This is a genomic window from Rugamonas rubra, from assembly GCF_900114705.1.
In the GTDB taxonomy this organism is placed as follows: domain Bacteria; phylum Pseudomonadota; class Gammaproteobacteria; order Burkholderiales; family Burkholderiaceae_D; genus Rugamonas; species Rugamonas rubra.
On record NZ_FOTW01000039.1, the window covers coordinates 12,756 to 39,236 of the forward strand.

The following is a 26,481-nucleotide window of genomic DNA, read 5'->3' on the forward strand; positions in this document are numbered from 1 at the left end:
TAATTGACTATAACGAAATATGGAAAGAAGTCAAATCAAGGAAAACCAAAATCTTAGACAAAATCGAAAACAAAAAATCTTAGACAACATCTTGGACAGCAGAATATCACAAATCATAGATAATTAAAAAAGGTCAACTAAAAGGGAAAAACAAGAAAAAAAATTAATGAAGCACACACGGATAGGAAGGACTCCTATCAAGTCAAATAAAAACGCGCAGCCTATGTAAATATCCCGTTTTTTGTGGGTGACTACTTCTCTAAATTTGACAAATTTTTAAAGATCGTTACTCTTATATTAGGAGGAATAAAATTATGTTGACAAAAAGTGTGAAGGTAAGTGAAATAATCATAGAGAAATCGAAGGCGCGGCGCTTTCAATCTCCCAATCAGTATATTTTGCATTTGATGGAGTTTGAAGAAGCTAATAGAGGGGGTGCTCAGATCGATATTATAAAGAGTCACAATGCGCTGATGGGCTTTATGGAGATGGAAAGATTAATGATGGAGAAGCTAAACCACGCTATTAGAATTCTTATTGAAAAGACAGAGATAGAGTTGCAGCTTGCCGAGCGTGAAAAAGCATTTTTGAGAGATGCAATGGATAGTGCAATCAAAAAAGGAAAGTGGGTATTTAAGGGAAAAGATTGAGCATGATAAATGTGGAATGGCGTAGTGTTGCGCATGGCTTCGACTACAAGAAATACTTGCAGCGCCAAGTCCAAGATGTTCTTGATGATGTCGATCAGATTAATGCAGATCCAAAGATGGCTTACTACGCAAAATCTGGCGAGTTCTCATTGGAAAATCTTACTAGGATATCAGGCGGATTAGCTGATAGATTTGGTTTGTCTGGTCCTGCTGACATGAAGAAATTGGAGGCAATATCTGAACTTGAACTTGGTAATCATCCTGACGTAATTAAGAGTCTACGTATCAAAAATAAGATTACGCACGTTCTCGATCATCCGAGTTTGAAAGAGACTATTGAAGTCACGAAAAAGGATATCAAGAGGGGTTGGGTTGAGGTCGATGGCGAGAAGATACGCTTCACGAAGGATCAGGTAAAAGAAGAAGTTGCTACGAACCGCCGCACATCCTTGGAGCTAGTTTTATCATTAGACAAGTCGTTTTCTTACCTGTTCTTTTCCGATGCGCTATCTATGCCAGAGAAGAAGATTTTTCAAGAACTTTTGTTCCAAGCAAAGCATACCGTATTGGAAGAAATCATTGCGCCCATGTTAGTGACTAACGATGGAAAGAAGGGGGAGTTGCTTTTCTATGACTTCATGCACCTAGACAACAGAGAGCAAGATCCTCATATCCACATTCATAGTAATATTTCAAACCTAATACGGCTTCCAAATGGAAAATTTAAGGTCATTGAGCCGCGTGAATTGTTCAAGAAAGGGACTGCCGAACGTGCTGATTTTCAGTTCAAAGCAATTGTTCTCAAGCTCATGCAAGAGCGCTTGCCAAACATTCCCATCGAGGCATACGACAACGACTTTCAAGCAGTCAATGCGAGTGGAAAGAATGTTTCCGAAACAAAGGATTTTCGTGTGGCTTTCGATGATGAAACGACGAAGGAGATACGTTCAAAGTATACGCATGACAAGAAGATAAAAGACAAGGTTGATCTCGACAAGAAGAATCTCTATCAGAAAAATCAGAACCTACTAACTAGGTTAAAGTCAGACTTCGAGCATGGAAAATACACTAAGAACGACTACTTGGATAGGGTTGCAGAAATCAATGATAAATATCAAAACGATTTTGCGCATTTGTCGTCAAGAAAGTATGATAAGTTAGTGCAGCGCCAACTTGTCGATTCCAAGAAAATTGTGTCTTTACATGAGAAGCAGGAGCAGCTTGTTCAGAAGGTTTCTGAGATAGACATCAAGCTGAAGCCATTGGATGAAGTCAAGGAAATTAGACGCGCTTACACTGACGAGCAGATACTTGAAAACTTAACTAATAGAAGTCCGAAATTTACACGCAATGATCTCATTAAAGACATTGCCAAGTATCGTGGGTTAGGTGTTGAAGCGCAGTGGGTTGCAGATTCCATCTTGAAGAAAAATGCAGATATCTTTGCATTGCCAACCAAAGCTCACAATACGCGCAGCCCCTTCGATCAGCCGACATTTACTCTGCGATCATTGGCTGAACTTGAACACGAAAATATGCAGCTCCTGGAAAAGATTAGTAAGCAGGAACACAAGCAATATCAGATGGACGACGCCATACAACATATTGAACGCCGTGAAAAAATTTCCTTCAAAGTTGAGCAAGCCGACTACCTGAAAAATGTGTTCAGCAAGCATGGTGGATCATTGATTGTTGGACTACCTGGCACAGGGAAAAGCTTTGCGATGAAGCACGCCGTTGCGATGGCAAAAACGATGCGAAGAATGACCTATGGACTTGCGCCGACCGGCAAGGTTGCAAGTGCTATTGCTGATGAATCTGGAACTGACTACGCGGCGACCATCGATAAATTTCTCATTGATATCGACAACGGCAAAGCCGCATTAAAAGAAGACGACATTGTGTTTGTAGATGAAGCTGGAATGATAGGGACGAGGAACTACAACAGGCTCTTGAAGGTCGTCGCTGACTCAGGCGCAAAACTGGTTTTGATAGGGGACAACAACCAGTTAGATCCAGTGTCAGCAGGGAACACGTTCAATGAGTTTATACGAGCGCACGCCGACAAACCCTTCACGTCGATACTGTCCGAAATCAGCCGACAGAAAGATGCTGACGCACTGAAAATTGCCCAAGCTGTATCCGGTCAAAGCAGCATGGCGCAGCGTGGTGGATCTGCCCAGGAACAGCTCCAATCGTGGCAGACTGATCGAGAGGCAGCGACCCACACCCGCGATGCTTTTGGTCTGCTGGAAACCTTCGGCTTGGTGCAGCAATTTGATACCTCCAGCGACATGCTGGACGCCGCTATGACCCAGTTCACGAAGCAGCCCGAACCTTATGATCAGAAGATCATGTTGGCATCGACAAACAAGACCGTCGACCTTCTCAACACTTCCATCCAGGCACAGCGGCAAAGTGCTGGTGAACTCGGTAGGTCAGTGGAGGTTGGCGGCGAGCATCTTCACATCAAAGATCGGGTTGTCATTCTCAAAAATACCAAGGAGGTAAAGAATGGCGACTTCGGCACAATTCTGGACATTTACAAGGATGGTTCATTGCTGGTGAAGTTCGACAATGGCGCGATGAAAACCGTCAATCCTGAGACAACAAATATTAGTCTAGGTTATGCCATGACGGTGCATAAATCTCAGGGTATTACTAAGACAAAGACCTACCATGTTGGCGAAGTCTCCCAGCTAAATAATGCGCAATTGTTCAACGTTGCGGCAACTAGAAATACACAGCAATATCAATTCTTTGCAGTTGCATCAGAATACGACGCTGTGAAAGAATCCTATTGCAGAGCATCGGACAAAATTAGCTTATTGGATGTTCGGGAAATTATCCAAGCTGCGCCGCCAAAGGCAAGCTACTCTGTGCAATTAGAGGAAAAGAAGGAACGGCTTGCAGCTTACAAACAGGCTGAAATTGAGAGTTCAACAAGAAAAATTGATAGTCCAGAAGAGTTGCAAAAGACAGTAGCTCAGATTGAACTTGAACATCACTATCTAAACAACCCACCACCAAGTTATCAAGAAATTGGCAAGCGTCTGATTGATGCATTACGATGGAAGGTTGAGGAGGTTAATAAGTGGCTTCGTGAAACAAGGGATGAAGTCGTCACAACAGACAAAAATTTGTTATCTTCAATGCCGACAACTGATTTAACGGATCTTTGTTTGCGTGAGTTGATCAATAGAAAAGTAGAAAGTTTGCTATCAGGAACTGCACGCCTTTGGGATAAAACCCCTGTGTCGGAAGTCGAAATTATTCCTCATCCAAAGCAAGATGCAATCCGAACTAATACAGCCACACAATCTGTCGCAGAGAAGGATCTCCCAGTTGCAATAAATGCACCGGTCGAAAAGAAAAAAATAAAGAAGAAGAAAAAACTAGAGTTGGCACTTTGATTTTATTTAAATCAGTTGACAATCAATATTTTTTTCATATAATAGATTAGCTATTTTCCTCAAACAATGGCGTTGATTGAATTGTCCAGCATATTGCTGGATTTTTCTTGTTCTGCGATATCGTCAGCATCAATTTGTGCAAAAAACTCTTCTTCAGTTAAAAATTTTCCTTCCTTGATTTCTTCATTTCCCAGTTCGATAAGTTGCTTAAATGCGTCTATCTCTGCCAATTTTTTATCTTCCATTTTAGTGTCCTATAGTTAGCCAAAGCGTTTCGTCATTTTTATTTCAAGATCTTGCCTGAACCAAATATCAATTTCATCCTTAACCTCAGGAATCATTCCCTTCAAGATATGCACTGCCGCTGCCATCAAGTAGTCAGTTTCTTCATATCTAGTCTTGAACAGATAGCTCAACTGCCAAGCAGCGAGGAGAACTATAACGAGTTCAAGATTGGAATGAATACTCTTATCAGTATCGTCTAATAGCGGATGATAAATTGTATTCTTGTCGATCACTGCCGCATACAACAACAGGGCATACCTGAACTTATGTGGGGTAGGTTGAGCCGCCAGCATTTCCTTCACAGCATCTGCTTCGTGAGGTTCAAACAGAACCGCATAGATGGCATCGACTTTCTTATCGAAGCTGACAGCCTTCATCGTCCCCAGTGTGCGCGCCAAGTAATCATCGATCAGAGTTTCACATGCTCCTTGGTTGCCAGCCAGAACAGACCAGAGGGGCATGGCTGACGGTCCAATTTCATAAATAGTTCTTGTCCCTGCCAATGGTCGTGCTGCCTTGTCCTTGACCGGATACGCTTCCTCTACTGCCCACAAGGTCGTGCTTGATGGTGTTCTTTGGGCTGAGGCATACAGCGCGAACTCCGCACGTTCTACCTGGAACACGAGCTTGCTTAGCAGGTTCGATGGTTTTGCATCGGCCAGGCGCAACACGGTCCGCACCCATAGTAGCGTGCGCAGTGCATCAATGCCACTCAGTTCAACCACCTGGCGGCGCTTTTGCTTCGGCGGCGGCGGTAGCTCCTCATAAGCCATGAAGATGCTTTTCTTGGTGTTCTCACTCATAAAAATTCCCATAAGTCAACACAGCAATGATACAGCAATCAGGCGTGCTTGCTGTCGACTTGCTGTCGATCTATTTATCGTCGCAATTACTACACTCATTTCATCAACTTCTAGGAGAAAATGAAATGAAAAACATTAATAAAAAAGAACAGCGCGAACACTATCTGAATGTCCATTTGTTCGGTTGTGTAAATTGGCTTGTTAAACATCTTGCCGAAACCAATGGAATCGAGGCTCCTGCCTACTGGCAATATAAAGATGATTCCGACGACTACGGAATGGAAATCTGTAGCTGGTGGATTGTGTCAAGCAACATGGCATCTCGCTTGAAGAAGGCAGGGTATTGCATTGTCGATTTTGAGGAAGAAGTTTACTTTTGGGGCAGAACTTCCCATGGAATTAGGATCAGTCAGGAAGAGTCACTAATGGAAGCAATTGGGATTTAGTCTCATTCTGGCAGCATTGGTGCTATAAGAAATGGCAACCACTTGGTTGCCATTTTCCCATAAATATGAGTGTGTTTTTTCTGTGATTAATAAATTTAACAGCCTACGCTATAATTTCCAGTTGGTTGTGGCGCAGAGCAGCTATAGCCTGCTGGAAGAGGTTCTTGTCCATAACTCCAGAACCAATCATTTATCGGAACTCCTGTGTCTATAAATAGTGTCCTGTGCCATGCCTGATAGATTGTTGGTCCCTTACTTGAAGTACAAACATCACTTCCCCATTCCAAAATGTATACCGGAACACATGCAGGTGGCGATGGCGGTGGCGGATTGTAGACACATGTGCTAGCAGTTTCAGTCCACTCCAAACTATCACCATTCGATGAAACTGGGCGAGTTTGAGTTATAGATCCTGAATAGCCAGCTGGACAATCAACAGTTCTAGTTTCCCTTTTAAAGCAATCATTATCCAATGTTTCCCAAGGACCTATAATTGTCTGAACTGGCGTTGATCCATTGAGGATTTTAGTAATAAGTCTTTGCGCAGATATGTATTGTGTTCCCATATCACCCGTATATCCAACGGGGCATGACGTTAGCTGATTCTCTTTATAATACTCGTATGCGTATTGAGTTTTAGTAAATGATCCGTTTGTCGAAATCATCGGTTTTGCTGGGTTCCAATTTGGTGCCATCATAACTGAGTCGCCATTGTAATTGTTTTGCGCGTAGCAATTATTAATTGCGATAATAGACAAAAGTATACCTAATTTGACATAAAATTTTCTCATCCTCAATCTCCATTTGCCTAATAATTTTAATGGGAGAAATGGATTTGTCAAATTTTAGAATTGAAGAGGAAATAATTATATGAAATTGAAGATGGAACGCAAATGCGAAGAAGGGGTGGACTGTGGGGTGTGTTGCAAATACAACAGCAGACAATAATGTTTTCTCCCGCGTTTTAAAAGTCAATTAATTGACATATTGGTTTTATTTCGTATATTTGTAGGTAGCGGGACAAACAAAATCGAACCGGCTTTCTTAAATAAATAAATTGCCAGAAGAGATTCTGGCTTTTTTGTTCCTGGCACTATAATTGACACGGCAACCAGATGGTTGCCATTTTTACATAAGGAGTGATGTAGTGTCTCATGTTGATTTAGCCGCAGTTCTAGCCCATAGATCACCAGAATCATCTGTGCTAGTTAGTGACATCCATGGTATCTTCTTAGCATTGTCCGAGATCGCTAGACAACAGCAATTCGATCCCAAGACGGCATACAGCACCTGGGACAAGGATAAGCTAATTAGTGAGGATGTATTGGCGCAATGGCTTGACGAGTCCCCCAGCTCAATTCAGAAGTGGCGATTGACTGGGAAGGGACCGAAGTATATAAAGAATCCTAAGTTAGTTAGATATCGTGTTGGCGACGTTCGGAAGTGGATTGACCAGAACAGTGTCACTTCCACGGCTAACTATCACTCTAACCATCTTTGATTATTGCTAGTGATGTAGATTTGTAGGAAATCACACTTAGGAATTTAAATTGAGCGAACTAAACAACTTTCCATTCTACGAACGACCTGACCTCAGCCCATATCTCGTTCATTTGACTAAAAACACCAGGGCGAAAGATGAGTTCACAGCTTACGATAACCTAATTAATATTCTTAAAGAGGGTAGTGTGTGGGGGAGTGACAAGCGCGGATTCATCAAAGGACCTAATGAGGCAGCTTGTTTTATGGACATTCCGCTTACATCTTTAAAGTATATTATCAATGATAAAAATTGCACAGTGGACGATCCAAGATATGAGCCATATGGAGTTGTGATTACAAAAAAGTATGCGTATGAGCACGGATGTCGACCCGTCCTCTATCTTTCTAATCAGGAAATGAAAGACCTACAAATCCCAGAGTCAGAGAAATGGCGTGTAGTTCGACTGGACGGCGTAGATGGGAAGAGTGTCAATTGGGTTCACGAACGTGAGTGGCGTTGCAAGGGAGATTTTAAGCTCCCACCTGAGCCTATAGCTGTCCTGGTTGAGAATCCCAACATTGCACAGCGATTGCAGAAACGGCTATTCAAGTCTCCCAAGTTGTATAAGTCAATTCCTAAAAGTATCATTCCTTTGAGCGTGGTTTGCCAAGGACTTCCTTATTTGACGCTTTAAATAGTTGACAAATTATTTTAGTTTCGTATATTGGTAGTTCATCGGAACAAGTCCAAATTGAACCGACGTGTAAATAAAAAACAAATTGCCAGAAGAAATTCTGGCTTTTTTGTTTTTTGGCTTGACAACTTGGAATTAATTTAATAATTAATGGCAATAATAAAATTTATTTACACGTCGAGATAGATGACGGTTGTTCTCGGGACTTGTTCCTGTCATCTAATAAATCTCCCCGGTTCGATAAAATCAGCAGTAGCCTATCAATAGACACTTGTAAGCAGATAGCCCAGTAAAAGAAATGTGACTGCAACTGGTAAATCAAGTCGATGGGAAAGTTTGCAACCCAGAACAAATTGTAATGGGAAACTGGCTAGAACGAGGATAGTTGGAAAGCCAGAGGGAAGACAATCAGCAGACCCTCCAACTGTATCAGTAAACGATACGAACTGCGAAGTAGAAGAAAGTTACTTTATCTTCACTCGGTGCTATGTGATCGCTACAATGCGTAACTAGTCGACAAAGTCAGGACTCAATTTTTTTAGATTGGGTTAGGGAAAGACTTTGTCGGAACCGTGTGATAGCACGGGAACGACAAAGACAAGAATAAGTCCCCTATAGCCATTTCTAAATAATTTATAGAGTAGTGAACTAATTTATTGCATAGTGATCTAAGATCAATGATAGAGAAACATACCCGTAGGGGAAGATTAACAGAGTTAATCCTAAATGACGCGGCGGAAAAAAAGCGTGTTTTTAAATTTAAGATTTTTTGTCGCAAATGAAGAATCCCCCATTTGGAGGATCTGTTCTTGGTTTTAGTAGCTTCTTCTTTTCTTCACTGTGACTATCGTAACTACTTTTTCCTTGGGTGTTTCTTCAACAAAATAATTTTGGACGTCTACGAACTTCCTTCTTTGAGTTGTTTCACCCGTTGCAGTCACATTTATTTTACTTGGTTCTCTGGCTTCATTTCGTAATGATTTTACCAATAGATGGTTTTCTACGAGACTTTTGGCGAGTTCTTTATCAATTAATTTTGTGCCTTCTACTCGATCTATTAGAAGATAGCCATTTTTTTCAATGCCATACTTTTCTTTTGCTTCTTCCCAGTTTTCGCAGTTAGAGAATTTGTAGACTCCCTGGCGAAAAATTGCTACACGAAATATCTTTGATCCATCGTCTCTTTCCCTATGAGTAAATGGCTTATTAGTCTTCTCGTCTTTGATTGATTTTCTACCTTCAAATTTCTCTACCTGAAAGAACTTAGGTGTGATGCCCCAATATCGGAATACGACATAGAGTAGAGGTTTTCGTTTTTTAAATTGCATAACATTCCTTATCGATAAGAAAGTTATACAATAAATTGTGAATAAATCAATAGATAGACTTTTAGTTTTTGATTCTCGGCAATTAAATTACTTCCAATAAAATCACACTTGTGATAAAATGGATACACATTGTGTGTCCATTATTCGTGCGGAGTCATCATGAAAGATGCTGGAATGCGTATACGGGTAGAGCCCGAATTGCGCGAAGCTTTTATTCGGTTGTGTAGAGATAAGGATATGCCTGCTGCTCGCGTTTTACGTGCATTCATGAGGGACTTTGTTGAGAGAGAGGGCGATGATCAGCAATTTCCGCTCTCATTTAAAGAACAGGTCACTGAAAAAGTTTAGGTTAGGAATACAATATGGCTCAAATGGGAAAGTATGAACGCCTTAAGTTAGGCAAAGGTATTAGAGTAATCAGCTTCTTTACTGGTGCTGGTGGATTAGATTTGGGTTTTGATTTGACAGGATATGATGTCGTCTATGCCACTGATATTGACGCAATGTGCTGCGAAACACTCAAGGCTAATTTGGGCGGCGTTCTATCAAAAAGCACGATTGTCGAACAAGCTGATATTAGAAAAATTGACCCAGCTACATTGCCCAAAGACATTGACTTGATAATTGGTGGACCGCCTTGCCAGTCATTTTCTGCATCTGGCAGGCGTGCAGGCGGAGCTCCTGGGCGTCTCGATGACCGAGGGACGTTGTTTGAAGCTTACTGCAAAATTATTGATCATGTGAAACCGAAGGCGTTCCTTTTTGAGAACGTGCGCGGCATTTTAGGAACCAATAAGGGTGAAGATTGGAATGCAATTGTAGAATCATTCCGGGATATTGGTTATACGATTAGCTATCGCATTTTAGATGCTCTTGACTACGGCGCACCTCAGCAGCGTGAGCGTATGATTATGGTTGGGCATAAGCTCGACAGCGAGTTCCTATTTCCCCGTCCATTATTTGGTCCCGATTCCGAAAACAATGCCCCTTACATTACATCGGCTCAGGCATTGGATGGGATTGTAGGTGACAACGAGGATAGAGATAGTTTGATGCTGCGAAATGGGAAGTATGCTCATCTATTGCCGTTGGTCCCACCAGGTGAAAATTATCTTCATTTCACGGCGAAACGAGGCTATCCGAATCCCATATTTGCCTACCGTTCTAGGTTTTCTGATTTTTTATATAAAGCAAACCCTGATACCCAAATTAAAACTCTTATTGCTAGTCCCGGAAAATATACTGGTCCATTCCATTGGGACAATCGTTGCTTTACGGTGCGTGAATACATGAGGTTGCAAGGCTTTCCAGATAATTACATCTTCGTTGGTGATCGCACTGATCGAGTGAAACAAATTGGGAATTCAGTAAGTTTGAAGTTGTCTTATCAAATGGCAATTGCGATTGCAAAGCAAGTATTTGGTCGGAAGAGTGATATCAAGTTGCTGCCTAGTGATTATGCCCTTTCGTTTGATAGCAGAAAAGGGAAGAAGGCGGCTAAGACACGAGAAATTCATACGGCGGTTGCTCATAATTCAAAGGAGACGCCAACGTCGATGTTTAATTTTGTCGACTATGATAGTAGTGTCATACCGAACGAGTCATTAAGTTCTCGGAATAATGTTTCCGTTAAAGTGGTTGGTAATACTGCAAAAATTACGGTCAAGGCGGATAGCTCAAGAAAGATTTTTGCAAAGCTCCGGATGGAAATTCGGAAATCCGAAATTGGAGCTGCTAGTGACTTGCTGCCTGCGGATGCTATTTTAGATGTAACGGCGTATGGAGAGTCTGAACACGCAGTTCAAACCATGTGGAATGCAATTGATGATTGGGTTATTCGTTCAAGTAATTTCCATTCGTTATTTGAATTGTATGGGCATTTTACTGAACCGCACCCAGTTTTCCGCATTACCAGTTTCGTTGCCAAATCTGATGCGCCAATTGCCGCTTTTGCGAAGCACGTCTCCGATTTTGAAAACTGCTCTAAATATTTCCCAAGAGAGCACTTGGCAAAATTATTCGGCGTAAAATTTGGCACGTCAAGTTTTATTGAATTGGTCAGGATGCTAAGAAGCTATAGGTTTGACATTAGGTGTCATGAGACAAATATTGCTATTCCTAAAAATGTTTACATGGTTTCGTATCCATTCACTTTGCCTTTTGGTAAACAGATGAATTTCTCAATTAGACCGCAGATTTTGGCTGAGCATAATATTTCAAATAATAGAATGGTGGCTGCGTAAAAATGGCAAAGAAAAATCAGGAAGCAGGGCAAGATGTTCAAGAGCAAATAGCTGATGCTTTGAATGCAGCATTAGCTAGAGCCGAAGCCAATTTTTTAATCGCTAAAATGGATGATTACGATCTTTCCGATGATTTCGTGGCGACGTTAAAGGAGTTGTCTGAAAAGTCTCAGAAAGCCGCAACTGGATTTACTAACATCATTACTTGCTTGGCAATCAAGGCAGCAATGCCAGATGTTGATATGCGATATCATCAAACGCAGATTCAAACTCAAACGGATAGGCCAGCAGGTTTTAACTTTCGTGGCGTGAGTGAGCGGACGGTTGCTCCTTGGCTAACTGACCACACATTTGAATCTGCGAAATCTGGTTGGCAGACTAGGACTTTTGAACGTCCCAAGCCTTATATGTTGAGCTACGATGAGAACATAGCTGATATTAAGACGCCTTTCTTGGCAACTTTCAATGAGATCGAAGTTCTTGAGCAGTCTGCCGTAGAAGCATTGGCATATCTAATTCATCAGCAATTGATTCTGCGAGAATCCAAGAAAATCGTATTGTCGATTCCAAAGACGAAGGATATTCAATTAATTGTAAAAGTTTTTCGAGCTCATTTCTTTCATTCGTATAAGGCATCTAAGGGGGCGTCCAGGTTGCCAGTGCTGGCGCTCTATGCTGTGTATAGTGTGCTAATGGAGCAACTTAACAGATACGAAGGAATGGAGCTGAAACCGTTGGAGCAGCATTCGGCTGCGGATTCTCAAACGGGAGCAATTGGCGACATTGAGGTAATTAATTCCATAACTAAGGAAGTGTTCGAGGCTATTGAAGTAAAGCACGACATTGCATTGAGTGAGCGTATCATTCAAGATGCAGCGGCTAAAATTATGGATAAGTCAGTGGATAGATACTATATTCTAACGACACACTCTGTGTGTGAGCCTGATGATGTTCTTTATCAAAAGATTGCCAATGTTAAAGCTTTGTATAATTGTCAGCTTATCGCAAATGGTGTGATGCCGTCATTGAAATACTATCTGCGCCTCTTGTCTGATCCAAGTTTAGTTTTCCCTATCTATGTAAAATTGCTTGCAAGTGACAAAGCAATTAAACATGAACATAGAGAGGTTTGGAATAAATTGGCAATTGAGGGGTAATTAAAATAAGGGTAGGGAAGAGGCTCTATTTTTTCGGAAAATCTTCCTTTATTTTCTTAGTGCCGTCATTCGCAAGGTTTCGGATTGAGGATTTTTTTAATAAGTTCCTTGCCGCCTCTAACTCTAATAAATATTGACAATCATATTGATTTGGATAACAATGATTTTTGAGAGGTTCGAACATGAGGTGCCATTATGACTAATCCGAAAAAACCCTTGAGAACGTGGAGTGCTAGGCAGGCTGTTGCTATCCTAGCGGTAGACAATATCAAGCTTGATGCTGTCGGCTTTGACCTCCTCAGGCGAAAAGAAGAGGGCATAATTACCTATGAGCAAGCTAGGGAAGAAGTGAGGGTGCAAGCCAGAGCTTTTGCTAAGAAGAAGGAAGTAGTTGGATGAGTAATGATAACAGTAATGACAATAGTGGTGATGACGATGAGCATTATTATGTAGCTGGGTATTCTGCCGAAGAAGATCCTTACTGTCAGCCTAACGGCGTTTTGCTCAATAATTTCGACATAACAACGACAAAAGAATTAAACATTATTGAAACAAGAAGTTCTTCATTGGCTATCGAGGATCTTCTTCTAAATCCAGCACCTACAGAATTTGCAGTCTCCAACCTTCAAGCAATTCACAAGAAAATATTTGAAGATGTCTATCCTTGGGCTGGTAAGTTCCGAGTAGTAGATATAGCTAAAGGGGATACATTCTTTGAGACTCACAAGGATATCGAAGACAAGTTAGAAGTTCTCTTTGATGGCTGCAAACAAAAAAATTACTTCACTGGTCTCGCTCTTGATGATTTTTCTCAAGAGCTGGCAGACTTCTTGATTGAGCTAAATAGAATTCATCCATTCCGAGAAGGAAATGGTCGGACTCAAAGATTGCTTCTATCTCATATAGCCTTGAATGCTGGCTATAAAATTGCATGGGAAGGTGTCAGTGATAGTGCAATGAGAAATGCCTGCATAGATGGTGTTGATGGGAATAATGTAACTATGATTCGAATATTTAAGGTTTATTTGTCTCTTGCGCCTAAAGAAAATCTGCATCCTGCACTCATTAAAAAAGCCAGCTTGTAGCTGGCTTTTTCTATTGAGCTTGTCTTAAATTTCTTTAAACCGTCTCAGAGTTTCACTTCTTTAATTCTTCCGATTAGAACTTTTTCAATCTGTTTTTCGAACGGCATGCCCTGGTAGTTGGTAACATTGCCAATCTTGATATCGGCACCGCTGCGGTCGGTATAGTTCAATAACAAAATATGATCACCATTGGGAAGAACATCTGTCCTATATATGACTCGATCATTTAAGGGGTAAAGACTAGTGTTTACTTCAATGTATCTCATAATAAAAAATACCTTTTTTGGAAATCTTCGGTTGCGATAAATTCTTCTCTTGATATTTCTCATCTTCATGTTGTTCTCCCTTTTGAGAACAACATACAAAACCAGAATCTAAAGTCAACAGGGTAGTTACTAGCTACCCCGTCCATTTCTTAGACTGCGAAATCTTCCTTGGTCTTGCCTGAGGCAATAGCATCCTTGATCCATTGTGGCTGACGCCCCATACCGGACCAGTGTTCGCCGTTTGGACCTACGAACTTAGCTACCGATGGGGTAGCAGGTGCGGCGCTCGATTTCTTGACATAGCCAGAAGAAGTTGGGAAACCCAAGTCTTTTGCGGAAATGCCAAATTGGCTAATTTTTTCTTTGATTTCTGCAATGACAGCAGCAACTTCTTTCACGCGCAGTTCTTCCGCGTCTGCGAGCATTTTTTCTGCTTTTGCTTTGAGTTCCAGATAAGTAGTCATTTGCGGGTTCCTTTTTTTACTGTTAGTTGGCAAGCTTTTTGATGATAGCATGTTAGTTCCTGTCGCCATAGTAGACATTCGTAATTGCCATACTTCCATGTCCAGCAAGTTGCATGATCTCTTGTTCAGACAATTTTTCACCACGCCGAAGCTTGGCAAAGACCTCCATCATCCTATCTGGCATCTGTTCCTTGGCTTGCTCAACAGACTGGGGTGACATACCCATTTCCTTTGCGATTTCAAAGCTGTTGGAGTGCTTCTGACGTATCAGTTTAGTTAGTGCAGTCCTGCGCGTGTCGTGGAAGTGAAGGCGGGTTGTCGCTTCATCGTATAGTCCCAATGCCTTCAAAGCATCGACCCAGTATTGACGGAAATTCCAAGGTGTCAGCTTGAACACTTGCCCCTTAACCAAGCGGTTCTTAGTTAGCCAGGCACGCACATCATCGTCTTCTGGCACAAGGATTGATCGTGGTTTTCCGTTCTTGGTTTTTGGTATGTAGATGGACCAATTTTCAAAGTCTACGTTCTCCCACTGGATGCCAAGAACTTCACTTTTTCTTGCCCCAGATTCCAGACACATGACGAACAGATAGTATGGCTCTTGGTTTGTTTTCAACTGGAGCCATTCCGCTATCTGCACAGCTTCGTCGTCAGACAAAACACGCTTGCGTCCCAAAAAGGGTTTTGGTTTTTCGCCTTTCGGCAGCATCTTGACCGGGTTTACGATCCCATCAGGGAATTTTTCAGGGTAGAGCTTATAGACCTTCTCAAACGCAGAGCTGAGCGTGGAAATTTCCCTCAAGATTGTGTTATCTTTGATGCCATGCTTGCGGCGGGACTCCATGTATGCCATCACGAGCCAGAAGTCCACGGTGTCTATTTTGAAGTCGCCAAATGGTATGTGATCATCGGCAAACTCCCGTTTCAGCATCGCTTTGACTATCCAGTTGTCGTAACGATACTTGCCAAACTTTGCGCCCATATCTTTCATATAGACAGGGATGGCTGGGATCGAAGAGAGGCAGCGGTTGCTGTTGGTCTTCAAGGATGATGGGGAATGCTTGCTCATGAACTGGTAGAAGTAGTCACGAAGCAGGGATCGCACGTCGGGCATTTCAGCCTGATATTTCATGTCCAAGATCTTGTCTAGCGGAATACCGGACTTGATGCGCTTTGCTTCCTGAACCTCGTATGAACGGGCGGCGTCTTCATCTTCAAAAAGCTTGCTGATGTTTTCACCGCCAGATCGAATCTGAACACGCCAGCGGGTCACGGACACTTTGCGACCGCTTTCCTTGTTCAGGACCTTGTATTTTATTGCGTAGACCGACATGATGACTCCAGTTTGCACAATGCTTTTTGGTGGTGCAAAAAATTGTGCATAAATAGGATGAATTTGTGCAAATCATACTCTATTGCACGGCTAGAACCCTTATAAATCAACGGGTATATAGCATTTTATGAGGCTTCCACAAGGCGCAGCAGGACGCGCTGTTGCCGTACGCCGAGTCGGGGCTGGTGACGCTGATCGGCGCCACCACCGAGAATCCGTCCTTCGAGGTCAACTCGGCGCTGCTGTCGCGGGCCCAGGTGTATGTGCTGCAGTCGCTCAACGAGGACGAGCTCAAGCAACTGGTGGCCAAGGCGCGCGAGACGGTGCTGGCCCATCTGGTCATCGACGAGGCCGCCATCGACACCCTGGTCGGCTACGCCGACGGCGACGCCCGGCGGCTGCTCAACCTGCTGGAGCAGGCCAGCACGGCGGCCAACGCGGCGCACACCAACGCCATCACCGCCGAGTTCATCCAGAACGCGTTGACGCTCAACGCGCGCCGCTTCGACAAAGGCGGCGACAACTTCTACGACCAGATTTCGGCGCTGCACAAGTCGGTGCGCGGCTCGAACCCGGACGCGGCGCTGTACTGGTTTTGCCGCATGATCGACGGCGGCGCCGACCCCAAGTATTTGTCGCGCCGCATCGTGCGCATGGCCTGGGAGGACATCGGCCTGGCCGATCCGCGCGCGATCCAGCTGGCCAACGACGCCGCCGAGACCTTCGAGCGGCTCGGTTCGCCCGAGGGCGAGCTGGCGCTGGGCCAGGCGGTGATCTACCTGGCCGTGGCGGCGAAGAGCAACGCCGGCTACAACGCCTTCAACCAGGCGATGGCGTTCGTGAAGAAGGACAAGTCGCGCGAGGTGCCGGTGCATCTGCGCAACGCGCCGACCAAGCTGATGAAGGAGCTGGGCTATGGCCACGAGTACCGCTACGCCCACGACGAGCCGCACGCCTACGCCGCCGGCGAGACCTACTTCCCCGACGACATGCGCGAGCCGGGCTGGTACCGGCCGGTGCCGCGCGGGCTGGAAAGCAAGATCGCCGACAAGCTGGCCTTCCTGCGCAAGCTGGATGAGGATGCGGGGAAGTAGGATAGATCGAACGCAATGAACCTGATCGACTGTAAGACGCCGTCAAAAAACGGCATATAATTCGACCATGTCTTCCCCTACCGTCCCTGAGAATCCGAAGTATCTGATGCCGCGCGATGCGGATGCTGTCGGTCCGCAAAACGATGCGGAGCGGCGGTTGTACGAACTTGTCATGGAAGGCATCAATAGCGGTCCAGCGGTTGAAACCTCCGTCGAGGAGTTGGTGGCCGAATTGCGTGCTCGCATACGCACCAAGCGCTAACAACGATGAAATTCTGGCTCCACCCTCGGGCCAAGAGTGATTTGCTGGATATTGTTGACTATTACACCGGTATTTCGGCAGAGTTGGCGGAGCGTTTTACCGTCGAATTGAACTCCACTTTGCTAGGGTTGTGCTCACACCCGGGATTGGGTTCCCGGCGCTACTCTCATTTTTTGCCTGACCAGTCATTGCGTTGTTGGCACCTGGATCACTTTCCCTTCCTCGTCTTTTATCGTGTCGATGGCAATTCCCTTGGCGTGTTGCGGATTTTGCATGAACGGCGCGATTTATCTGCCAGCTTAATCGATCGCTGATGGACTCGGCGCGGGGCACGACTAGTCGGGGTCAGGTCCGACATTCGGACACGAACTGTGCTGTAGTAAATTCATGAACCATGCTGAGTAACCCAATGCTGAGGCCGTGTCCGAATGTCGGACCTGACCCCGGCGTTTGTGACCCCAGCGTTTGCCTGCCCCAGCCGCGCTTGTCGGTGCGATTTTTTTCGGTGGGCTAAGCTGGCTTCATCGAGCTTTTCGGGCCGGCGCTGGCCGCGCGGGACGACCCGATGGTCCAACGGTCGCCTTGCTTGAGCACGTAGTGCGACCACACGTAGCGCCACGGCACGGCGATGTAGACCAACACGACAAAGGCGCAGTCGAACACCTGCCCCTGGACCGCCGGGTCGACATGGCCGGCCAGCCATTGCGGCAGCGCGACGATGCCCAACCACATTGTTTTCCAAACAATTTCCCACAACAGCACGGGCAGCATCTGCAAGGGGTAGCGCAGCCCCACGGCGCACATGATCGAGAAGGCGGCCAGCATGCACATGACCGTGCCGCCCATCAGCCCCCACGGCTTGCTGTGGTGGATGATGTCGGGCCACAGGACGATGCCTAGTCCAACAACGACCAGCAAGTACATGGCGCGCAGCAAATACAGGCGAAACGACGAAACTTCATACATGATGATATCTCCTTGGTGTGGGATGTCTTGCTTGGTTTTGCTGCGGTTCGGACGACTGCTTGCTTACTCGACTTCCTTGAGGATTTTTTCAAGCGCGCCCATGCGGGTTTGCAGCTCGGCCAGCGTGGCGCTGACCGACGCCAGCGCCGCCACCGTCTGCGCCTGGGCCGCCGCCGCCTGGGTGGCGACGGCGCGGTAGGCCTCGTCCTGGCCCAGGCGCACGCGGGCCTGCAGGATGGCGGACACGTATTTCATGAAGAAGATGATCACCGCAGCGGCGGCGGGGAAGAAGAAGGCCGCAAAGAAGACGTTTTCGGACATGATGGTCTCTACTATTCAGGGTTGTTGGTCAGGGTTTTCACCGCTTCGGCGATGGCTGCCGGCGTGAGTGCTAGGTCGAATCCGCTTACTTCAAAGTAGTTGAGTGCTTTGCCGTCCGAGGACAGCTCCAGCTGGCTGGTGACCAGGCCCGCTCCTTCCAGCTTCTGCAGGTGCAGATGCAGCAAGGGACGGCTGATGCCCAGTTCCCGCGCCAGCTGGCTGACATAGTTGCGTCCGCCGACCTGCAGCGCCGCGATGATCCGCAGGCGGTGTGGGTTGGAGAGTGCCGCCAAGATGGCCAGCAGTTGATCTCCGTTGGGTTGTAGTGTTTTCGTATTCACGTGTAAAGAATATCTGACACGTGATACGAAGTCAAACGATATTCTTCAACTAATTCGATGCCGGTGGCTTGTGGTGCGGGGGGGGGGCGGGAAGCCGGCGCCGCAGCGGTTGCCGGTTTAGTCCGGCGCCTGGTCCTGCCGCGCCAATTCGCGGCACAGTTCGGCCGTCTCCTCGTCCATCGGGAAGCAGCATTCGATGTGCAGCTCGTCCAGCGTGACGTCGCGCGGCGTGCCGAAGGTGGTGATGGTGGAGAAGAAGCGCAACTGCCGGCCGTCGCGTTGCAAAATGGTGGTTTGCAGCGGCTGCGGCGCGCTGTCGAGCTGGCGCACGCGCCAGCCGGCCGGCACGCCGGGGTAGGCCAGCACCTCGTCGAGCAGGGCGCGGGCCACCAGGTCGGTGGGCGCGCCGGCCACCACGCGGTGCATGTGGCGGATCAGGTTGCCGGCCACTTCCTCCCAGTTGACGATGGCCGAGCGCAAGTCCTGCGGGTCGAACATCTGCCGCAGCAAGTTGCGCTGGGTGCCGGCGCGCGCGCCGAGCAGGAAGCGGTTGACCCGGGCGGCGGCGCGGTTGGTGGTCTGCACGTCCCAGTGGCGGTTGAGCAGGATGGCAGGATACGGTTCCTGCTGGCGCAGGATGCAGTCGATCGCTTGGCGGATCTGCGCCAGCTCGGGCCGGGCCAGCGCCGTCTCCGGGTGGCTGGGCGCGTAGCCGGCCGCCAGCATCAGCGCGTTGCGCTCGCGCAGCGGCATGGCCAGCGTGTCGGCCAGGCGCCCGATGGTGTCTCGGCTGGCCTGCGCCTTGCCCGTCTCGACACAGCTGAGGTGGCGGGCCGACAGGCCGGCCTCCAGCGCCAGGTCGAGCTGGCTCATGCGCCGCGCCGCGCGCCATTCGCGCAGCAGGGTGCCTATGTGGGTGGGGGAGGGCGGGCGCGTGGCGGAATGGTCCATGGCGCCGATTCTACAGGCCGCTGTGTGGCAAGGCCATGACCTGTCAGGTCATTGATTCCATGTCGTGGTCGCGGCAATAATGTGATTAATATATATTTAACTACCCATTCAATCAATTTCCCGCCCGCAGCCCAGGCCAAGCAACCTTAAGGACATCCCATGGAGCAGCAATTACAGATCGAAGGCATCGACGTCATGATCGAGGGTGAGGGGCCGGACACCGTCGTCATGCTGCACGGTTGGCCGGACACCTGGCGCGTCTGGGACGGCCAGGTGGCGGCGTTGAAGGGACGCTATCGCTGCGTGCGCTTCACCCTGCCGGGCTTCGACATCGCCCGGCCGCGCCGCGCCTACTCGCTGGACGAGACGCTGGCCATTATCGAGAAGATCGTCAACCAGGTCAGCCCCGGCCGCAAGGTGACGCTGATGCTGCACGACTGGGGTTGCGTGTTCGGCTACCAGTTCTATATGCGCCATCCGCAACTGGTGTCGCGCATCGTCGGCGTCGAGATCGGCGACGCGCAGTCGCCGGCCCACGTGAAGTCGCTGACCCTGGGCGCCAAGCTGATGGTGGCGTGGTATCAACTGACGCTGGCGGCGGCGTGGAAGATTGGCGGCCCCATCGGCGACGGCTTGACCAATTTCATGCTCAAGGTGCTGCGCGCGCCGTCGCCGAAGCAGTACATCAGCTCGGCGATGAACTTCCCCTACTATCTGGTGTGGACGGGCGGCTACGGCGGCAAGGGCAATCGGACGGAGTTCGTGCCCAGTTGTCCGATGCTGTATATCTACGGTACGCGCAAGCCTTTCCACTTTCATTCGAAACAGTGGACCGAGTGGCTGGCCGGCCAGCCATCGAGCCAAGTGGAGGCGTTCAAGACCAGCCATTGGGTGATGCTGGAGCAGCCGCAGGAGTTCAATCACACTGTGCTGGCGTGGCTGGACGCCTCGGCGGCGGTTGCCGGGGCTGCGGCAGCGGCCTGACCGTGCAGGCTGTGCTGTAGCCGGGCGGCCAGCCGCGCCGCCCAGCCGATTGCCATTGGCGCCGGCAGGCGTATCCGCACGCGGCCAGCGCCGACGGCGTCGACCAAGGTCAGGCCGTCGCCGGGGATCTCGAAGCTCTGGCCGGCGCGCAGGATGAAGTCGGCGCTTTGGCCCTGCACGGTGATCCAGGCGGTGCCGGACAGGCATTCGATGCGCTGGCCGGGTGCCTTGCTCAGCCTTAGCGGCGCGTTCTCCGACAGCCGGTACTCGGCCAGGCCCTTGCTTACTGCGATCAGTTCCGGTTTCATTGCGGCCTCCTCGGCGGTTCGAACATGGCTCCAGAATAGCCAGCCGGAACAATCGGCGACAGATGCAATAAAACGAAATTGTTATCGGCACAATCGCGCTTCGGCTAAACTGTGCTGGTCGAAATTGCAGCCCGCTGTGCCTATGGCGCGCGGCCGGGTCCGGGCCACAATACGTCCATGTCCTCCACCTTGAACCTATACGAGCAACTGGCCAACGAGCTGGCCGGCCTGATCGCCGGCCGCGTCTTCGCGCCGGGCGACCGGCTGCCGTCGATCCGCCACCTGGCGCAGCAGAAGCGCCTGTCGGTCAGCACCGTGATGCAGGCGCTGCGCCTGCTGGAGGATCGCGGCCTGGTCGAGGCGCGGCCGCAGGCCGGCTACTACGTGCGCCACCGCGCCCGCGCGCTGGCGGCGGTGGCCGACGCCGGCCCGTTGCGCGAGCCGGCCTACATCGGCATCAACAACCTGCTGATGCGGGTGCTCAAGGCCAACGAGGAGTCCGCCTTGGTGCAACTGGGCTCGGCCTGGCCGCCCGACGAGCTGCTGCCGATCAAGCGCGTGCAGAAGACGGTGGCGGCGGTGGCGCGGCGCGCGCCGTTGCTGTTGTCGCGGGTCAGCTGCTATCAGACCAACGAGCCCGACTTCGTGCGCCAGATCACCCGCCGCGCGCTCGACTGGAGCCGCATCGACCCGGCCGAGATCGTCGTCACCGGTTCCTGCTCGGAGGCGATGAGCCTGTGCCTGCGCGCCGTGGCCAAGCCGGGCGACACCATCGCCATCGAGTCGGCCACCTATTTCGTGCTGCTGCAGCTGATCGAGAGCCTGGGCATGAAGGCGCTGGAGATCCCCACCGACCCGAAGACCGGGCCGTCGATAGACGCGCTGGAGCTGGCCATGCAGGCCGGCCTGGTGCAGGCCTGCATGCTGGTGCCCAACGCCAGCAACCCGCTCGGCTGCATCATGCCGGAGGAGAACAAGAAACGCCTGGCCGGCCTGCTGGCGCGCCACAATATCCCGCTGATCGAGGACGACATCTACGGCGACCTGTGCTTCACGGCGCAGCGGCCGTGGCCGGTCAAGGCCTACGACACGGGCGGCAACGTGCTGCTGTGCTCGTCGTTCTCCAAGGCGGTGACGCCGGCGGCGCGGGTCGGCTATGTGCTGGCCGGCCGCTACGCGCAGGAGGTGGCGGTGTTGAAGATGGTGTCGAGCGGCGCCACCAGCCACTTCTTCCAGGCCGTGCTGGCCGACTTTTTAACCGGCAGCAGCTACGACATCCAGGTGCGCAAGATGCGCCGCGCGCTGGCCCAGCGCATCGCCCGCATGGCCGACGCCGTCTGCGCCGCCTTCCCCGAGGAGTGCTCGGTGTCGGCGCCGCAAGGCGGCTTTGTGCTGTGGGTGCAGATGCCGGCGCAGGTCGACGCGCTGGCGCTGCACCAGCGCGCCATCGCCGAGGGCATCGCCTTCATGCCGGGGCAGTTGTTCTCCGCCTCGGGCAAGCACGTCAACTGCCTGCGCCTGAACTGCGCCAACCCGTGGACGGCCGAGATCGAGCGCGCCATCGCCCGCCTGGGGCGGCTGGTGCACGAGCAGGCGGCGCAGTGCGCCGCACCGGTCGGCGGGCTGCTGCGGCGCGCCTGACTAGCCAAGCCCGAAGGCGCCGCCGGCGCCGTTCTTTTGCAGTTCATCCCGCGTTTTTGCCGCTTCGTCGCATCCCGATGGCGGGGCATAGGGCCTTTAGGTACAGTACAACCATGCCAAGCAGCCATTGGTTCACAACCTCAAGGAGCACCTCATGAACATCCTCAAAAACATGGAAGCAGTCTTCGTCGCCGCCGCCTTCCTGGCCACCGTCGCCACCTTCGCCACCGCCAGCACCCCGGTCATCGAAGTGGCCGCCGCCAGCGTGCCGCAAGCCGCCGTGGTCGCCGCCGCCGACAGCAAGATGCAGGTCATCACCGTCAGCGCCAAGCGCCTGAGCGCCGCCGAGAAGGCCGCCCTGATTTAAGCCTTGCGCTCAGCCTTACCGTAGCGCCCGCGCTGGAGAGCGCCGCAACAGTCGACCCGCATGTGGTCCATTGCGCAAAACTCATTGGGAAGTGGTCATGACTTGGTACAATTGACGTTTTCGATACAACGGCTCTTGTTCCCCCATGATAGACATCCAACTTCTCCGTAAAGACATCGACAACGTCGCCGCGCGCCTGGCGACACGCAAGTTCCAGCTCGACGTGGCAGGCTTCAACGCCCTCGAGGCGGAGCGCAAGGCGATCCAGACGCGCACCGAAGAGCTGCAGGGCAAGCGCAACTCGCTGTCCAAGCAGATCGGCATGATGAAGGGCAAGGGCGAGGACACCTCGGCCGTGATGGCGGAAGTGTCGGGCCTGGGCGACGAGCTCAAGGCCAACGAGACCGCGTTGTCCGAGGTGCAGGCCAAGCTGGGCGACTTCATGCAGGCTATCCCGAACCTGCCGCACGAGTCGGTTCCGGTCGGCAGCGACGAGAGCGGCAACGTGGAAGTGCGCAAGGTCGGCGCGCCGCGCAGCTTCGACTTCGAGGTCAAGGACCACGTCGACGTCGGCGCCGCGCTGGGGCTGGACTTCGACGTCGCCACCAAATTGACCGGCTCGCGCTTCTCCGTGATGAAGGGCGGCATCGCCCGCATGCACCGCGCGCTGGCGCAGTTCATGTTGAACACCCACACCGACGAGCACGGCTACACCGAGTGCTACACCCCCTACATGGTCAACGCCGACTCGCTGCGCGGCACCGGCCAGCTGCCCAAGTTCGAAGCCGACCTGTTCTCGGTGAAGAAGGGCGGCGCCGAGGGCGAGGGCGAGACCTTCTACCTGATCCCGACGTCAGAAGTGTCGCTGACCAACATCGTGCGCGACGAGATCCTGCCGGCCGAATCGCTGCCGCTGAAGATGACGGCGCACACGCCGTGCTTCCGCTCGGAGGCGGGCAGCTACGGCCGCGACACGCGCGGCATGATCCGCCAACACCAGTTCGACAAGGTCGAGATGGTGCAGGTGGTGCATCCCGAGCAATCGTACGCGGTGCTCGACGAGATGGTCGGCCATGCCGAGACCATTTTGCAGCGCCTCGGCCTGCCGTACCGCGTGATGGCGCTGTGCACCGGCGACATGGGTTTCGGCGCCACCAAGACCTTCGACCTGGAAGTCTGGTTGCCGGCGCAGAACACCTACCGCGAGATCTCCTCGCTGTCGAACTGCGAATCGTTCCAGTCGCGCCGCATGCAGGCGCGCTTCCGCAACGCCCAGGGCAAGCCCGAGTTGCTGCACACGCTGAACGGTTCCGGCCTGGCCGTCGGCCGCACGCTGGTCGCCGTGCTGGAGAACTACCAGCAGGCCGACGGCAGCGTCGAGATTCCCGCCGTGCTGCGTCCGTACATGGGTGGTTTGACCCATCTGACGCCGGCCTAACGGCGGGTTGGATGCGGGCGGGGCGGTGAAAAACACGTCGGGCAAATATTTTTAAGATTTTGCCCTTCCATTTTTATTCCGCTCTGCTATAATTTTGCCTCGCAGCAGCAAGCGATAGTAGTAGAAGGAAAGGTGGCAGAGTGGTCGAATGCGCTGGACTCGAAATCCAGTGTACATCTTTGGTGTACCGTGAGTTCGAATCTCACCCTTTCCGCCAGAAAAAGTAAAAAAGCTCCCGGAAGGGAGCTTTTTTCATGGTAGCGCCCAATCCATGGTTGCTGGTTTGGGATGGTGAAAAAGGCTTTCAAGTTTATATCGTTTAGCCCTTCCGTTTTTTTGAGAGCCTGCTATAATCTCGCTCTCGCAGCAGCAAGCGACAGTAGTATTAGGAAAGGTGGCAGAGTGGTCGAATGCGCTGGACTCGAAATCCAGTGTACATCTTTGGTGTACCGTGAGTTCGAATCTCACCCTTTCCGCCAGAAAATGCAAAAAAGCTCCCGCAAGGGAGCTTTTTTCATTTACGCAGCGGAAAGGAGTAAGCCGCCTGCGCGGCTTACGCGTGAGATTCGAAGACGCTGCGCATACTTGCGCGCGGGCGGCCTGCAAGATGTAGGCGAATCTCACCCTTTCCGCCAGAAAATGCAAAAAAGCTCTCAACCGGGGCGCCCCAAGGGGGAGCCCACAAGGGAGGGCTGGCTCACTCCCGGCGAGGCAATCCTGCTTCACGCGTCCTTATTCGCACAGCGTGCTCAGCCGAACTCCTGTACGACATGGCGAGACGGCTGCCGCCGAGGCGAGCGTCCGCGAATCCGACGTTGATCTCCATCAAGCCGTTTCTTTGAACTCCACAAATGTCCGCCTGTAGTTGCGCGACTGTCCGTGGCGAAGCTTGCGCTATCGCAAGCCAGACGTGTGCAGCGGCCCAATACTTGTCCTTCGATGTATTTAGGTTTCGTTAATGCTGCCATTTCCATGACCTCACCCGCTACCACATCGCTTTTTTTTACTGGAGCACATCGTGGACTACGACGACGATTTCGACGGCGCTGAACAACTCGGCAAGCTACTAACCGCCAAGAACCGCCCGATTCGCATGAACCTGAGCTTTCCCGACGGCGTTGCCAGCGATGTCCTACTGCCGCAGCGGATCAACGGCGTCGAGGCCGTCTGCGATGGCATCGAGCTGCGCATCTACTGCGTCGCGCTGGACGCCGGCATCCCGCTCAAAACCCTGATCGGCCTGCCGGTGGAGGTGCAACTCATCACCGACCAGGGCAATCTGCGCAGCGTCTGCGGCATCGTCGCCGAGGCCAGCCAAGGCGAGAGCGACGGCGGCCTAGCCAGCTACCAGTTGGTGCTGCGCGACGCCCTCGCCGTGCTCGACCTTGGCGTCAACACCCGCGTGTTCCTCAATAAGACCGAATTGGAGGTGGTGCAAACCGTGCTCGCCGAAGCGCGCCGAAATAATCCGGCGCTGGCGGCCACCTTCGAGTTCGAGATCGACACGGCGCTCGGCCTGCGCGAGTATCCGGTGCGCCGGCAGATCATCCAGTACAACGAGGGCACTGGCGCCTTCCTGCGCCGCCTCCTCAAGCGGCGCGGCATCTCCTGGTTCTTCCGCGCCGGCCGCGCCGCCACTTCGCGCTCGCCCGAGGCCGACGGCACCGCGCCGCCCACTCCGGCCCACACCATGGTCCTGTTCCACGACGCCAGGCGGCTCAGGCAGAGTTCGGCCGGCGTGGTCCGCTTCCACCGCAACGGCGCCACCGAGGAGCGCGACACCATCACCGCCTGGAGCGGCGTGCGCACGCTGCGCCCGGGCCGGGCCAGCCATTACAGCTGGGACTACGGCAACCCGCGCGGCACCGACTTCATGCACGCCAGCGTCGCCAGCGGGGCCGACCAGGGCGCCAGGGGCAACAAGCTCGGCGCCGGCCTGGAGCAATACCTGGCCGAGGCGCCGCATGTGCGCGACAGCTTCGACGACCTGTACACGCTGGCCCAGCAAAGCATGGCCCGCTCGGACTTCGAGGCGAAGTGCTACCACGCCGAGGGCGGCGTGCGCGACTGCGCCGCCGGCGAGTACTTCAGCCTCGACGGCCATCCCGAGATCGACCGCCATCCCGCCGCCGAGCGCCAGTTCGTCGTCCTGGCGCAG

General features: G+C 50.9%; 28 protein-coding genes, 2 tRNA genes and 1 pseudogene. 19 read left to right on the top strand and 12 right to left on the bottom strand.

Features of this window, described 5'->3' with window-relative positions:
• Positions 1-314 precede the first annotated feature (314 nt).
• A complete protein-coding gene (locus tag BM252_RS27945; RefSeq protein WP_093390967.1) occupies positions 315-650 on the top strand; it encodes a hypothetical protein in 336 nt (111 codons plus the stop codon).
• Positions 651-652: 2 nt separating this feature from the next.
• Positions 653-4,063 carry an AAA family ATPase gene (locus BM252_RS27950; protein WP_093390968.1) on the top strand — a complete coding sequence of 1,137 codons (3,411 nt, stop codon included), beginning with the start codon at positions 653-655 and terminating at the stop codon, positions 4,061-4,063.
• 59 nt (positions 4,064-4,122) lie between these two features.
• On the opposite strand, the gene BM252_RS30615 is transcribed toward BM252_RS27950, so the two are convergent.
• Both BM252_RS30615 and BM252_RS30620 read right to left on the bottom strand, forming a co-directional pair.
• Positions 4,123-4,308, bottom strand: a complete 186-nt coding sequence (locus BM252_RS30615) for a hypothetical protein (RefSeq protein WP_139236790.1) — start codon at positions 4,306-4,308, stop codon at positions 4,123-4,125.
• A 15-nt stretch (positions 4,309-4,323) separates the two neighbouring features.
• Positions 4,324-5,151, bottom strand: a complete 828-nt coding sequence (locus tag BM252_RS30620; protein WP_139236791.1) for a hypothetical protein — start codon at positions 5,149-5,151, stop codon at positions 4,324-4,326.
• A gap of 125 nt (positions 5,152-5,276) precedes the next feature.
• Here BM252_RS30620 and BM252_RS30625 point away from each other — a divergent pair, with 125 nt between their 5' ends.
• Positions 5,277-5,597, top strand: a complete 321-nt coding sequence (locus tag BM252_RS30625; RefSeq protein WP_139236792.1) for a hypothetical protein — start codon at positions 5,277-5,279, stop codon at positions 5,595-5,597.
• Between the two features lie 95 nt (positions 5,598-5,692).
• On the opposite strand, the gene BM252_RS30630 is transcribed toward BM252_RS30625, so the two are convergent.
• A complete protein-coding gene (locus BM252_RS30630) occupies positions 5,693-6,388 on the bottom strand; it encodes a hypothetical protein (protein ID WP_139236793.1) in 696 nt (231 codons plus the stop codon).
• Positions 6,389-7,147: 759 nt separating this feature from the next.
• Between BM252_RS30630 and BM252_RS30635 the strand changes: the two genes are divergently transcribed.
• The gene (locus BM252_RS30635; protein ID WP_139236794.1) at positions 7,148-7,774 is read left to right on the top strand and encodes a hypothetical protein; all 627 of its coding nucleotides are present in this window, start codon (positions 7,148-7,150) and stop codon (positions 7,772-7,774) included.
• An 815-nt stretch (positions 7,775-8,589) separates the two neighbouring features.
• On the opposite strand, the gene BM252_RS30640 is transcribed toward BM252_RS30635, so the two are convergent.
• Positions 8,590-9,102 carry a hypothetical protein gene (locus tag BM252_RS30640; protein WP_139236795.1) on the bottom strand — a complete coding sequence of 171 codons (513 nt, stop codon included), beginning with the start codon at positions 9,100-9,102 and terminating at the stop codon, positions 8,590-8,592.
• 159 nt (positions 9,103-9,261) lie between these two features.
• On the opposite strand from BM252_RS30640, the gene BM252_RS27960 reads away from it, so the two are divergent.
• The 5 genes from BM252_RS27960 to BM252_RS27970 all read left to right on the top strand — a co-directional run bounded on the left by BM252_RS27960 (position 9,262) and on the right by BM252_RS27970 (position 13,587).
• The gene (locus BM252_RS27960; protein ID WP_093390971.1) at positions 9,262-9,450 is read left to right on the top strand and encodes a hypothetical protein; all 189 of its coding nucleotides are present in this window, start codon (positions 9,262-9,264) and stop codon (positions 9,448-9,450) included.
• A gap of 14 nt (positions 9,451-9,464) precedes the next feature.
• Positions 9,465-11,345, top strand: a complete 1,881-nt coding sequence (locus tag BM252_RS27965) for a DNA cytosine methyltransferase (RefSeq protein ID WP_093390972.1) — start codon at positions 9,465-9,467, stop codon at positions 11,343-11,345.
• A gap of 2 nt (positions 11,346-11,347) precedes the next feature.
• Positions 11,348-12,502 (top strand): hypothetical protein, encoded by a 1,155-nt coding sequence (locus tag BM252_RS30645; RefSeq protein ID WP_139236796.1) that lies wholly within the window; start codon positions 11,348-11,350, stop codon positions 12,500-12,502.
• Positions 12,503-12,697: 195 nt separating this feature from the next.
• Positions 12,698-12,901, top strand: a complete 204-nt coding sequence (locus BM252_RS30650) for an antitoxin VbhA family protein (RefSeq protein ID WP_139236797.1) — start codon at positions 12,698-12,700, stop codon at positions 12,899-12,901.
• The gene (locus tag BM252_RS27970) at positions 12,898-13,587 is read left to right on the top strand and encodes a Fic/DOC family protein (protein ID WP_093390973.1); all 690 of its coding nucleotides are present in this window, start codon (positions 12,898-12,900) and stop codon (positions 13,585-13,587) included. Before BM252_RS30650 ends, BM252_RS27970 begins: the two co-directional genes overlap by 4 nt.
• A gap of 44 nt (positions 13,588-13,631) precedes the next feature.
• Here the strand turns inward: BM252_RS27970 and BM252_RS30655 are convergent, their stop codons facing one another.
• The 3 genes from BM252_RS30655 to BM252_RS27980 all read right to left on the bottom strand — a co-directional run bounded on the left by BM252_RS30655 (position 13,632) and on the right by BM252_RS27980 (position 15,650).
• The gene (locus BM252_RS30655) at positions 13,632-13,922 is read right to left on the bottom strand and encodes a hypothetical protein (protein WP_139236798.1); all 291 of its coding nucleotides are present in this window, start codon (positions 13,920-13,922) and stop codon (positions 13,632-13,634) included.
• 80 nt (positions 13,923-14,002) lie between these two features.
• Entirely contained in the window at positions 14,003-14,317 is a 315-nt protein-coding gene (locus BM252_RS27975; RefSeq protein ID WP_093390975.1) for an H-NS histone family protein, read from the bottom strand.
• 52 nt (positions 14,318-14,369) lie between these two features.
• On the bottom strand, positions 14,370-15,650 hold the full coding sequence (locus BM252_RS27980; RefSeq protein WP_093390977.1) for a tyrosine-type recombinase/integrase: 1,281 nt from the start codon (positions 15,648-15,650) through the stop codon (positions 14,370-14,372).
• A gap of 134 nt (positions 15,651-15,784) precedes the next feature.
• Here BM252_RS27980 and BM252_RS27985 point away from each other — a divergent pair.
• The 3 genes and pseudogenes from BM252_RS27985 to BM252_RS27995 all read left to right on the top strand — a co-directional run.
• A pseudogene (locus tag BM252_RS27985) lies at positions 15,785-16,744 on the top strand (replication-associated recombination protein A); the annotation flags it as partial.
• Positions 16,745-16,811: 67 nt separating this feature from the next.
• Positions 16,812-17,006 (top strand): hypothetical protein, encoded by a 195-nt coding sequence (locus tag BM252_RS27990; RefSeq protein ID WP_093390978.1) that lies wholly within the window; start codon positions 16,812-16,814, stop codon positions 17,004-17,006.
• Positions 17,007-17,011: 5 nt separating this feature from the next.
• Positions 17,012-17,320, top strand: coding sequence for a type II toxin-antitoxin system RelE/ParE family toxin (locus BM252_RS27995; RefSeq protein ID WP_093390979.1), 309 nt, complete (start codon positions 17,012-17,014; stop codon positions 17,318-17,320).
• A gap of 196 nt (positions 17,321-17,516) precedes the next feature.
• Here the strand turns inward: BM252_RS27995 and BM252_RS28000 are convergent, their stop codons facing one another.
• The 4 genes from BM252_RS28000 to BM252_RS28015 form a co-directional block, all read right to left on the bottom strand.
• Positions 17,517-17,972, bottom strand: a complete 456-nt coding sequence (locus BM252_RS28000; RefSeq protein ID WP_093390980.1) for a hypothetical protein — start codon at positions 17,970-17,972, stop codon at positions 17,517-17,519.
• A 63-nt stretch (positions 17,973-18,035) separates the two neighbouring features.
• Complete coding sequence (locus tag BM252_RS28005; protein WP_093390982.1) at positions 18,036-18,293, bottom strand: hypothetical protein; 258 nt, start codon at positions 18,291-18,293, stop codon at positions 18,036-18,038.
• Positions 18,294-18,304: 11 nt separating this feature from the next.
• Complete coding sequence (locus BM252_RS28010; protein WP_093390983.1) at positions 18,305-18,634, bottom strand: ArsR/SmtB family transcription factor; 330 nt, start codon at positions 18,632-18,634, stop codon at positions 18,305-18,307.
• Positions 18,635-18,751: 117 nt separating this feature from the next.
• A complete protein-coding gene (locus BM252_RS28015) occupies positions 18,752-19,585 on the bottom strand; it encodes a helix-turn-helix domain-containing protein (protein ID WP_093390985.1) in 834 nt (277 codons plus the stop codon).
• Positions 19,586-19,744: 159 nt separating this feature from the next.
• Here BM252_RS28015 and BM252_RS28020 point away from each other — a divergent pair, with 159 nt between their 5' ends.
• Complete coding sequence (locus BM252_RS28020; RefSeq protein WP_093390987.1) at positions 19,745-20,569, top strand: alpha/beta fold hydrolase; 825 nt, start codon at positions 19,745-19,747, stop codon at positions 20,567-20,569.
• Here BM252_RS28020 and BM252_RS28025 read toward each other — a convergent pair.
• The gene (locus BM252_RS28025; RefSeq protein WP_093390988.1) at positions 20,506-20,877 is read right to left on the bottom strand and encodes a DUF2917 domain-containing protein; all 372 of its coding nucleotides are present in this window, start codon (positions 20,875-20,877) and stop codon (positions 20,506-20,508) included. The genes BM252_RS28020 and BM252_RS28025 overlap by 64 nt on opposite strands.
• 177 nt (positions 20,878-21,054) lie before the next feature.
• On the opposite strand from BM252_RS28025, the gene BM252_RS28030 reads away from it, so the two are divergent.
• The 6 genes from BM252_RS28030 to BM252_RS28055 all read left to right on the top strand — a co-directional run.
• Positions 21,055-22,518, top strand: coding sequence for an aminotransferase-like domain-containing protein (locus BM252_RS28030; protein ID WP_093390989.1), 1,464 nt, complete (start codon positions 21,055-21,057; stop codon positions 22,516-22,518).
• A gap of 154 nt (positions 22,519-22,672) precedes the next feature.
• Positions 22,673-22,885 (top strand): hypothetical protein, encoded by a 213-nt coding sequence (locus BM252_RS28035; protein WP_093390991.1) that lies wholly within the window; start codon positions 22,673-22,675, stop codon positions 22,883-22,885.
• Positions 22,886-23,030: 145 nt separating this feature from the next.
• Entirely contained in the window at positions 23,031-24,323 is a 1,293-nt protein-coding gene (gene serS / locus BM252_RS28040; RefSeq protein WP_093390992.1) for a serine--tRNA ligase, read from the top strand.
• 126 nt (positions 24,324-24,449) lie between these two features.
• Positions 24,450-24,540 (top strand) — tRNA-Ser (locus BM252_RS28045).
• Positions 24,541-24,711: 171 nt separating this feature from the next.
• Positions 24,712-24,802 (top strand) — tRNA-Ser (locus tag BM252_RS28050).
• A gap of 539 nt (positions 24,803-25,341) precedes the next feature.
• Positions 25,342-26,481, top strand: a 1,140-nt coding sequence (locus tag BM252_RS28055; protein WP_174900711.1) for a type VI secretion system Vgr family protein, incomplete at its 3' end; no start/stop codon positions are given.